Here is a 10,583-nt window from a genome sequence, read left to right on the forward strand (position 1 = left end):
GGCGGGATCGGAAGGGATGTTTTTCATCTGCTGGGCCTGCCGGCGGGCATAACGCGCCGCCAGCACCGCGCACACCATCAGCTGTACCTGATGGAAGATCATCAGCGGCAGCACCATGGTGCCCACCATGGCGGCGGGAAACAGCACGTTGGCCATGGGTATGCCGTTGGCCAGGCTTTTCTTGGATCCGCAAAAGACGATGGTGACCTCGTCGGCGGTGTTGAATCCCAGCAGGCGCGCGGTCCAGGTGTTGACCACCAGGACGATGGCCAGCAGCACCAGCGAGAAGACCAGGATGGACACCAGCGACCAGCCGGTGATTTGATGCCAGATCCCCCCCACCACCGCCTCGCTGAAGGCGGTGTATACCACCAGCAATATTGATGACCGGTCAGTGATATTCACCAGCTTTTTATGCCGCGCCACCCATTTGCCAATCAGCGGTCGTGCCAGATGGCCCAGCACAAAAGGCACCATCAATTGCAGTATAATGGAACCGATGGCGTGCAGCGTATTGGACGCGCCACCTTCCTGGGTATGCATCAGCAGGCCCACCAGCACCGGCGACAGAAATACCCCCAGGATACTGGAGGCCGACGCGCTGCAGATGGCGGCGGCCACGTTGCCGCCGGCGACCGACGTAAAGGCAATGGCCGACTGGACGGTGGCCGGCAGCGCGCACAGATAAAGAAAGCCCATATAGACCGGTGATGACAGTAGCGAGGGCACGAACACCTTCATGGCGATGCCCAGCAGCGGGAATAACGCAAACGTACTGAGGAACACCACCAGGTGCAGCCGCCAATGGCTCATGCCGCCCACTATCGCCTCACGCGACAGCTTGGCGCCATGCATAAAAAACAGCAGCGCAATGGCCGCGGTGGTGAGATATTCAAATATTACCTTGATAATCCCCCGACAAGGGAAGAGCGACGCCAGAACCACCACGGTAACCAAGACCAGCAAAAATTTATCAATCTTTAAACGTTGAAACCACGACATGTCACAACCCTTACCACAGTCGAAACCCAGGGCGCCGCGTCGGGCGCCCGTAAAAACCTACCTTGTCATTAACCGTTCTTTACCGCCAATGTTTTTTTCTGCGCGGATGACAGCACGCCCAGCTCGATAAGCTCCATGACCTGGATGGCCGAGGCCGCCGTCACCGGGTTTTCCCCCACGCCGAGGATGGCGTCGCGGATAGCGGCATAATAGGCGGGATAATTGCCCGGCTGGGTGCGCACCTGATGTTCGGTCATCACCTCCCCCTGCGCCAGCGTCAGGGTGCCGTCAAGACTATCGACGCCCCAATCCGGCCGGGGGGGATAGACGCCTGCTTTCAACTGCGCTTCCTGCGGGTCCAGCCCGAACTTGACATAACTGCCTTTGGTGCCGTGTACGGTAAAACGCGGCGTCGCCGCCGCCGCCAACATGCCGCCGTGCAGCACCACGCGCCGCTGCGGGTAGATAAGCGTGGCATGAAAATAATCGTCGGTCAGCGCGCCGGGCCGCAGCAGCGCCAGGTCGACATTGACCGCCACCGGCATGCCGAACAGCTGGAGAGCCTGATCGATAAGATGCGGCGCCAGATCATACCAGATGCCGCTGCCGGCGCCCGGCTGTTCGCGCCAGCGCGGCATCACCTGCGGTCTGAAACGGTCGTATTGCGATGACAGATAAACCACATCGCCGAGAATGCCGTCCTTAATCAACTGCCGCACGGTGAGAAAATCACTGTCCCAGCGACGGTTATGGAATACCGACAGCAGCACCTTGCGGTTCTCCGCCAGCTGTTTCAGCTCATAAGCCTGTGCCAGCGTCACGGTAAACGGTTTATCGACAATCACATGCTTGCCGGCCGCCAGGGCCTGTTTGGCCAGCGGGAAGTGGGTTTCGTTGGGGGTGGGGATAATTACGACGTCGACGGCGGGATCGTTTATCACGTCCAGCGCATCGGCGCTGACCTTGATGCCCGGCCAGTCCGCGTGGACTTTTCCCGCGTCGCTTGAGGAGACCGCCGTAAGCGTCAGGCCCGCGGTGGCGTTAACCAACGGCGCGTGCAGCGTTTTGCCCGCAAAGCCGTAACCAATAAGTCCGATACCGATATTTTCAGCCATTGTTGTTCCTCTTTTTCGGCTAAACTTAACGTCCCCCGTACCCTGACAACGGCACGGGAGACATCATTACCGGACTCACAGTATCAATAAATTATCAGCCTCCGATAGCCTTTTCGCTTTGCAATTGCCAATTATGGGACGCCTGGATACTGCGGCCGGGGTAATTAATCTCGCTGCTGCGGCGGCGAAAGTCGCTGGGGCTGACCCCGACGCGTTTGCGAAACACCCGCGAAAAATAAAGCTGATCGTCATATCCCACCACCCGGCCGATGGTGGCGATGGATTCCTGTGTGGTCTGCAGCAGCATTTTGGCGCGGATCACCCGCTGATCTTCGCGCCAGCGCAGGATATTGATCCCCACCTGCTCGCGGAATAAATGCGCCAGTCTCGAGGGCGACAAACAGACATGACGCGCCACCTCGTCGATGCGCAACTCGCCGGAGAGGTTGCCGGTAATATATTGGCACGCCTCGATGATGCGCGGATCCATGATTTTACTCGGGCTTTGCGGGTCTTCTTCCATGGCGCGCAGCAGCATGCGTTCCAGCAGGTTCATGCCCAGCTCTTCGGAAAACCGGCGCCCCGATCGCTGGGTTTGCTCGATATTAGCCAGCAGCCGGTCGAATTCGGTCAGCAGGTTATCATTGCCCAGGGACAGGCGGCCGACGTCATGGATTTTACTGTGCCACTCCAGCCAGTCGGCCCAATAGGCGCGCGGGCGAAAATACACCCAGCGGTGATACCAGCAGTCGCTGTCGGGGGAACGGCCGTAATAATGGGCGGATTTGGGCGGAAACAGCAGCAGGTCGCCGGGGTTGCAGACGAAGGAGCGATCCCCTTCGAAAATTTTGCCCTGGCCCTTGATGGTCAGGTTAAGGATAAACCCTTTCATGCCGTCGGGCCGGTCGATAAAGAAGTCCAGCGGCCCACCGGCGATAATCGGCGTCAGGCCGGCGACCAGATAGGCGTTGAACATATAGCCCGGTAACAGGGGATTGGATTGCGTCTCGTGAGTCATTCGATGATACATCTCACCTCCGGACAGATAGTCGTCTGATTGAGAATATCCTATAGCGCGGACAATAGCGTGCCAGGGTCGTAAAACTGTGAGCGGACCGGCCGCGACGCGGCCGGTTCACGCGCTTTTACACCGTACGTTTGGCTTTTTGTTTGTAGCGGTCGAATATCACCGCCGCCAGCAGGATCACCCCACGCACCACATATTGAGCGAACGGCGAAATATTCAGCAGGTTCATCGCGTTTTCAACGGTCCCAAGGATCAGCACCCCGGCCACCACATAGGAAATTTTGCCGATGCCGCCCTTCATCGATACCCCGCCCAGCACGCAAGCGGAGATCACGATAAGTTCATAACCCAGCGACGTCATCGGCTGGCCGCTGGTCATGCGCGAGGCAAGAATAATGCCGGCCACCGCCGACACCAGTCCGGACAGGATAAAGATGATGATTTTAGTGCGCACCACCGGCACCCCCGCCAGGCGGGCGGCTTCTTCGTTGCCGCCTATGGCCAGCGTATTGCGCCCGAAGGTGGTTCTGTTAAGCAGGAAACCGAAAATGGCCATGCACAGGACCATAATCCAAATGGGGGCGGGCAGGCCCAGCCAGTTGGCGTAACCCAGCACAAAAAAGCGTTCGTCCTCGATACCCACCGCTTTACCGTCGGAAATGATATACGCCAGGCCGCGCACGATTTGCATGGTGGCCAAGGTTGTTATCAGGGCGTTGATTTTAAGCTTGGCGATGACAAAACCGTTTACCAGGCCGCACAATACGCCGAGCACCAGTCCCGCCGCCACGCCAAGCCACAGGCTTTCGCTGGCGTTGATAACCACGGCGGTAGTGACGCCGGCGCAGGCGATGACCGAGGCCACCGACAAATCGAAATCGCCGGAAGCCAGGCAAAACAGCATGCCGCAGGCGACGATGCCGGACATGGAGATAGCCAGCCCCAGGCCCTTCATATTGATAAAGCTGGCGAAATTAGGCACAAAAACCGAACAGGCGATAAACAGCACCACAAATACCACCAGCATGCCAAAATTATCCCAGACGCGGCCGAAGCCCAGCGTTTTTTTCGCTTTCGGGGAGGGGGTAGTAACAGTCGACATTATAGACTCCTTCACAATCAGGCAACCGCGTCGGCGGGGCTGGTATCGGTTGTATGCAACATTGCCAGACTTAACGCTTTCTGTTCAGTGGCATCGGTGTGGGTGAGCTCGCCGGAAATCGCGCCTTCGCGCATCACCACGATCCTGTCGGCCAGTCCCAGGACTTCGGGCAGATCGCTGGAGGCGAACAGCACGGCGATGCCACGTTTGGCCAGTTCATAAATCACATGGTAAATTTCGTGCTTGGCGCCGACGTCGATACCGCGCGTCGGTTCGTCAAGCATGATGACCTTCATGTCCTCCGACAGCCAGCGGCCGAGAATGGCCTTTTGCTGATTGCCGCCGGACAGGTTCATGATCAGTTGTTCAGCGGAGGGGGTCTTGATATTCAGGGAGCGGATATGCTCCTCGGCGTTTTGCTTTTCCCACCGGTCGTTAATCAGGAAGCCGGCTCTGATGGTCTTGCGCCGGGCGCTGATGTTGATATTTTCCCTGACCGAATGCACCGGTATCAGGCCATCGGCTTTACGGTCTTCCGGGCACAGCAGCAGCCCTTCGCGAATGGCGTCGATGGGCGAGCGGATATTCAGCGGCTTGCCGTCGAGCAGCAATTGTCCGCCGGTAATCAGGGTGCCGCCGAACAGTCCCTTCATTAATTCGCTGCGCCCCGCGCCCACCAGCCCGAACAGGCCGACGATTTCACCGGCGCGCACCGCAAGCGTAATCGGCGTTTTCACCCCTATCGCCTTGATGTTATCCAACTGCAGGCGCACCTCGCCCTGTTGGCGTGGCTGATAGCCGTAGATATCACCGAGATTGCGCCCCACCATGGCCTGCACCAGCTTGGTGTGATCCACCTGGGTCATATCGTCGAACGTGCGGACGAACTTGCCGTCCTTAAACACCGTGATGGCATCGCCGAGGGTGAAAATTTCCTCCATGCGGTGCGACACGTACAGTATTACCCTTCCCTCGGCCCGCAGTTCGCGGATCACCCGGAAAAGCTGTTCAATTTCACGCGCCGACAGAGAACTGGTCGGCTCGTCAAAGGCGATAATCTTGGCGTTGCGGGTCAGCGCCTTGGCGATTTCAACCATCTGCCACTGGGCGATGGACAAATATTTGAGCGGCGTGTCCGGCGCGATATCCAGCCCCAGGTGCTCCAGCTGGAGTTTGGTTTCGTAGTGCAAAATCGCCCGGTTAACCATGCCGTATTTATTGGGCAACTGGCCGAGGTAGATATTCTCCGCCACCGTCATTTCCGGCACCAGGTGCAGTTCCTGGTAGATGATCGCCACCCCGGCATCCAGCGCATCGGCGGTGGAGCCAAAATGGACCGGCTGGCCTTTGATCAGGATTTCACCCCGGGTCGTGGTATAGCTGCCGCTGAGAATTTTCAGCAGCGTGGACTTGCCGGCGCCGTTTTCACCCATCAGGGCATGGATCTGGCCTGGGTAGCAGTCAAAGCTGATATCATCCAGCGCCTTGACGCCGGGAAAGGTTTTACCGATGCCGCGAAACGACAGATAGGGTGTCTGAATTGTCATGAACACATCCTCGCGTTAACTGATACGAACGGTGCGCCGGCAGTCCCGTTACGGTAACCATCAGGGGTTTTGGCGGACACGTACACATCCTCTTGATGAATGACATCGTCATGGACAGGGGCGGCCGGTGGCCGCCCCTGGGAAACAGGCGTGGCGGTTATTTACCGCCCAGTCCTTTTTTCGCCAATTCTTCTTTAAAGTTGTCGCGGGTAATCACCACCACGTCGGTGACTTCGGTGAATTTAGGCGGTTCGACGCCTTTGGTCACCCAATCGTTAAGCATCTGGATGCTCTTGTAGCCGTGCACGTCCGGACTTGGCAGCAGGGAGCCGTAGAAACCGGTGGCGTTGGCCTTGGAGAGTTCACTCACCGCGTCCACGCCGTTAATGCCGATACCGATAACGTTGGGCGCCTTGAAACCCTGGCCTTCGGTGGCGCGCACGCCGCCGAGCACGGTATTGTCGTTCATGCCGATGATTAGCCAGTTTTTCACGCCGGAATGCTGCACCAGCAGGGAGTTGGCGGCGTCAAAGGCCCCCGGGATATCATTGGATTTGGTCGGAACCTTGTAGATTTGTTTTTCCGGGAAACCGGCGGCCTTCAGGGCATCCATCGATCCGGTGGTACGGCGGCGCGCGGTATCAAGCTCATCGGCGGTAATCGCCATGACACCGGTATCGGCGACTTTCCAGCCGCGCTTGTTCATTTCCTTCCACAGTTCCTGGCCCTGGCGTTCGCCGATTTTGGTGGCCGCCATCATCACCAGGGGAACGGTGTCCATCGGCTGGCCTTTGGCGGTGACGAACTGGTCGTCAACGGCGATGACCTTCATATCATAGCTACGCGCCTTGGCGACAATGGCCGAGCCGAGCTTGGGATCCGGGGTACAGATAACGAAACCCTTGGCGCCGCTTGCCGCCAGGCTGTCGATGGCGTTCAGGGTTTTTTCGCCATCGGGCACGGCAATTTTAATCACATCAAATCCCAGGTCCTTACCGGCTTTATCGGCAAAACGCCATTCGGTCTGGAACCAGGGTTCTTCCGGCTGTTTTACCAGAAAACCCAGTTTCAGGTTTTCCGCCATAGCCGATTGAGACATAACGGCAGCCAATCCGATTGCCGCCAGTGCCTTAGTGAATTTATGCATGTAACTCTCCGGTATTTTTTATCGCTTCGCTTCATATTGCTGAAGCGTGTAAGCGTTATCAGTCGGGAAGATGAATCCGCTCGGTGCGTCTAAGCGGCGGATTTATCGCCGTTAGTCCGACCAGGCCCTTTGGACGGGAGTAGTTTTAGCGTTAAAGTGTTGTTAAAATGTAGAGCGTTATCACAGTTCTCAATTACAGCCGTTTTGTGCATAGATACAGCAATTTTTACCTCCCTGTAACTTTATGAGCACCATCACATTTCAGTTATCCGCGACAGGAATGTGCATACTTCCAGCTAACATCTCCTCACGGCCCGCCTAAAACCCCCTTATGGTTGTGCTCATCATCCGTTTTCGGGTCAACAGGAGAGAACAGCATGAATGAAGAGGCCATCAGCCTCGGGCTTGATTTCGGCAGCGACTCGGTACGCGCCCTGGCGGTAGGATGCCAAAGCGGTAAAGAGCTGGCGACCGAGGTGGTCTGGTACCCGCGATGGCGCGAGGGCCAGTATTGCAAACCCGCGCAAAATCAGTTTCGCCATCATCCCAACGATTATCTCGAATCCATGGAGCAGGCGATCCGCGCCGTGGTGAGCGCCCTCTCCCCGGCCGAACGCCTGCGCGTCGCCGGCATTGGCGTCGACACCACCGGCAGCACCCCCGCCCCTATCGATGAGGACGGCAGGATACTGGCGCTGCGTCCGGAATTCGCCGACAACCCGAACGCCATGTTTATTTTGTGGAAGGACCATACCGCCATAGAAGAAGCGGAGGCTATCAACCGACTGAGCCACGACGGCGCCCACCCGGATTACACGCGTTATATCGGCGGCGTGTACTCCTCAGAATGGTTCTGGGCCAAAATCCTGCATATTACCCGCCAGGATGCCCAGGTTCGGCAGCAGGCGGTATCCTGGATTGAGCTGTGCGACTGGATCCCGGCCGTGCTGTCCGGCACCACGCGCTTGCGGGATATCAAACGCGGCCGCTGCGCCGCCGGACACAAATCCCTCTGGCATCCCGACTGGGGCGGCGTACCGCCGAAGGCTTTCCTCGAGGCCCTTGATCCGGTACTGACCGAGCGCTTGCAATACCCTTTATTTACCGACACCTATACCGCCGAAGCGCCGGTCGGGCGCCTGACCGCCGCATGGGCGCACAAACTCGGCCTGCCGGAGACCGTTACCATTGCCGGCGGCGCCTTCGACTGCCATATCGGCGCGGTGGGCGCCGGCGCCCAGCCCTATACCCTGGTCAAGGTCATCGGCACCTCCACTTGCGATATCCTGATTGCCGACGAGCAGCGGGTGGGCGAGCGCACCATCGCCGGCATCTGCGGGCAGGTGGACGGCAGCGTGGTTCCCGGCTTTATCGGCCTGGAAGCCGGTCAGTCGGCCTTTGGCGATATCTATGCCTGGTTCGGCCGTCTGCTGGGCTGGCCGCTGAAGCAGGCGTCGGAACGCCACCCGTCGCTGAAACCCGCCCTCGACGATATCCAGGACCAGATGCTTAACGCGCTGGCGCAGGCCTGGGCCGGCGACCCCTCTCTTGAGCAACTGCCGGTGGTGCTGGACTGGTTTAACGGCAGACGCACGCCTTATGCCAATCAGCGGTTGCAGGGGGTGATAACCGGCCTGAATTTAGGCACCGACGCGCCGGCGCTGTTCGGCGGCCTTATCGCCGCCACCGCGTTCGGCGCGCGCGCCATCATGGAATGTTTTGAAACCCAGGGCATCCCGGTGGAGAACGTCCTGGTTATGGGCGGCATCGCGCGCAAATCGCCGATTATCATGCAAGTCTGCGCGGACGTGATGAATCGTCCGCTGCAACTGGTGGCCTCCGATCAGTGCTGCGCCCTGGGCGCGGCCATCTTCGGCGCGGTGGCGGCCGGCGTTTATCCGGATATCGCCGTGGCGCAGCAGGCCATGGCCAGCCGCATTGAGCGCACCCTGCAGCCGGACCCGGCCAGGGTGGCGCAGTTCCAGCGGCTGTATCAACGCTATCAGGAATGGAGCGTGCTCGCGGAACCGGCCTATGCCGCGGCGGCGCACACCGGTCATTGACAAACACCTTACCGGGCGGCAATCCCATGCCCGCCCGGCCCCTCCGCTAGACGGAGACGCACAGGAGTCATCATGGATAATTTTAAGCAGCACGAAGTCTGGTTTGTCATCGGCAGTCAACATCTCTATGGTCCGGAAACCCTGCGGCAGGTTGCCGAGCATGCGCAAACGGTGGTCCAGGGTCTTAACGACGAGGCCGGCCTGCCGGTGAAACTGGTGGTCAAACCGCTGGTCAAATCGCCCGACGAGATCCTCGCGCTGTGCCGTGAAGCCAATTACGACACCCACTGTATCGGCCTGCTCACCTGGCTGCATACCTTTTCACCCGCCAAGATGTGGATTGGCGGCCTGAGCATACTGAACAAGCCCCTGCTGCAGTTCCATACCCAATATAACGCGCAGATCCCATGGGAAACCATGGATATGGACTTTATGAACCTTAACCAGACCGCCCACGGCGGCCGCGAGTTCGGGTTTATCGGCGCGCGCATGCACCTCAACCACCAGGTGGTGGTCGGCCACTGGCAGGACAAGCAGGCGCATCTTACCATTGCCAAATGGATGCGCGCCGCCGCCGCCAAACAGGAAAGCCAGCAGCTCATTGTCGCCCGTTTCGGCGACAATATGCGTGAAGTGGCGGTAACCGAAGGCAACAAGGTCGGCGCCCAGATCCAGTTCGGCTACTCGGTGACCGCCTATGGCCTGGGCGATCTGGTCAGCGTGGTAAACGAAGTCTCCAAAGGGGATATCGATACCCTGGTGGAAGAATATGAAGCCTCCTATATCCTGACCGACAAAATCAAGGCCAACGGCGAAAAACGCGAAAACCTGCTTGATGCCGCGCGTATCGAATTGGGCTTGAAACGTTTTCTGGAGCAGGCGGGCGCCAAAGCCTTTACCTCCAACTTTGAAAACCTGCACGGGCTGAAACAGCTACCGGGCCTGGCGGTACAGCGCCTGATGCAGCAGGGCTACGGTTTCGGCGGCGAAGGCGACTGGAAAACCGCCGCGCTGCTGCGCATTCTCAAGGTGATGGCCGGCGGCCTGCCTGGCGGCACGTCCTTTATGGAAGACTACACCTACAATTTCCAGCCGGGCAATAACCTGGCCCTCGGCTCGCACATGCTGGAAGTGTGCCCCAGCATCGCCAAGGAAGAAAAACCGACGCTTGACGTACAGTTCCTCGGCATCGGCGGCAAGGCCGACCCGGCGCGTCTGCTGTTTTCCACCCCGGCGGGCCCGGCGGTAAACGCCTCGGTTGTCGATATGGGCGACCGATTCCGTATGCTGGTAAGCGTAGTGGACGCCATCGAACAACCGCATCCGTTGCCTAAACTGCCGGTCGCCCGCGCGGTGTGGAAAGCGCAGCCGTCGCTTGAAGTGGCGGCTGAAGCCTGGATCCTGGCCGGCGGCGCGCACCATACGGTGTTCAGCCAGGCGCTGGATCTCGACCATATTCGCTTATATGCGGAAATGCACAATATCGAGCTGCTGGTGATTGACAATGACACCCGCATCCCGGCGTTCAAGGATGCATTGCGCTGGAACGAACTCTACTACAAGCTGTGCGCTAAATAGCG

The 10,583-nt window shown here is 58.8% G+C and carries 8 protein-coding genes; 2 read left to right on the forward strand and 6 right to left on the reverse strand.

Annotated elements, in window-relative coordinates; all coding sequences use genetic code 11:
- From VGC33_RS03920 to VGC33_RS03945, 6 genes are all read right to left on the reverse strand, one after another.
- A partial coding sequence (locus VGC33_RS03920; protein WP_331119256.1) for a bile acid:sodium symporter family protein occupies positions 1 to 1,002 on the reverse strand: 1,002 nt, incomplete at its 3' end.
- A gap of 68 nt (positions 1,003 to 1,070) precedes the next feature.
- Complete coding sequence (locus VGC33_RS03925; RefSeq protein ID WP_331119258.1) at positions 1,071 to 2,117, reverse strand: oxidoreductase; 1,047 nt, start codon at positions 2,115 to 2,117, stop codon at positions 1,071 to 1,073.
- Positions 2,118 to 2,211: 94 nt separating this feature from the next.
- Entirely contained in the window at positions 2,212 to 3,147 is a 936-nt protein-coding gene (araC, locus tag VGC33_RS03930; RefSeq protein WP_331119260.1) for an arabinose operon transcriptional regulator AraC, read from the reverse strand.
- A gap of 115 nt (positions 3,148 to 3,262) precedes the next feature.
- Complete coding sequence (araH, locus tag VGC33_RS03935) at positions 3,263 to 4,246, reverse strand: L-arabinose ABC transporter permease AraH (protein WP_331119262.1); 984 nt, start codon at positions 4,244 to 4,246, stop codon at positions 3,263 to 3,265.
- A 17-nt stretch (positions 4,247 to 4,263) separates the two neighbouring features.
- Positions 4,264 to 5,793: an L-arabinose ABC transporter ATP-binding protein AraG gene (gene araG / locus VGC33_RS03940; protein WP_331119264.1), complete on the reverse strand. Its 1,530-nt coding sequence runs from the start codon at positions 5,791 to 5,793 to the stop codon at positions 4,264 to 4,266.
- Between the two features lie 157 nt (positions 5,794 to 5,950).
- A complete protein-coding gene (locus tag VGC33_RS03945) occupies positions 5,951 to 6,940 on the reverse strand; it encodes an arabinose ABC transporter substrate-binding protein (RefSeq protein ID WP_331119266.1) in 990 nt (329 codons plus the stop codon).
- A gap of 377 nt (positions 6,941 to 7,317) precedes the next feature.
- On the opposite strand from VGC33_RS03945, the gene VGC33_RS03950 reads away from it, so the two are divergent.
- The gene (locus VGC33_RS03950; protein ID WP_331119268.1) at positions 7,318 to 9,003 is read left to right on the forward strand and encodes a ribulokinase; all 1,686 of its coding nucleotides are present in this window, start codon (positions 7,318 to 7,320) and stop codon (positions 9,001 to 9,003) included.
- A 72-nt stretch (positions 9,004 to 9,075) separates the two neighbouring features.
- Positions 9,076 to 10,581, forward strand: a complete 1,506-nt coding sequence (gene araA, locus VGC33_RS03955) for an L-arabinose isomerase (protein WP_331119272.1) — start codon at positions 9,076 to 9,078, stop codon at positions 10,579 to 10,581.
- Positions 10,582 to 10,583 lie beyond the last annotated feature (2 nt).

The organism is Acerihabitans sp., assembly GCF_036398755.1.
In the GTDB taxonomy this organism is placed as follows: domain Bacteria; phylum Pseudomonadota; class Gammaproteobacteria; order Enterobacterales; family Enterobacteriaceae; genus Acerihabitans.

What these genes read in the sequence shown, in the direction of transcription:
- VGC33_RS03950 (WP_331119268.1), top strand. Translation starts at nt 7,318, where the DNA reads ATGAATGAAGAGGCCATCAGCCTCGGGCTTGATTTCGGCAGCGACTCG.
- araA (WP_331119272.1), top strand. Translation starts at nt 9,076, where the DNA reads ATGGATAATTTTAAGCAGCACGAAGTCTGGTTTGTCATCGGCAGTCAA.
- VGC33_RS03945 (WP_331119266.1), bottom strand. Translation starts at nt 6,940, where the DNA reads ATGCATAAATTCACTAAGGCACTGGCGGCAATCGGATTGGCTGCCGTT.
- VGC33_RS03925 (WP_331119258.1), bottom strand. Translation starts at nt 2,117, where the DNA reads ATGGCTGAAAATATCGGTATCGGACTTATTGGTTACGGCTTTGCGGGC.
- araC (WP_331119260.1), bottom strand. Translation starts at nt 3,147, where the DNA reads ATGTATCATCGAATGACTCACGAGACGCAATCCAATCCCCTGTTACCG.
- araG (WP_331119264.1), bottom strand. Translation starts at nt 5,793, where the DNA reads ATGACAATTCAGACACCCTATCTGTCGTTTCGCGGCATCGGTAAAACC.
- araH (WP_331119262.1), bottom strand. Translation starts at nt 4,246, where the DNA reads ATGTCGACTGTTACTACCCCCTCCCCGAAAGCGAAAAAAACGCTGGGC.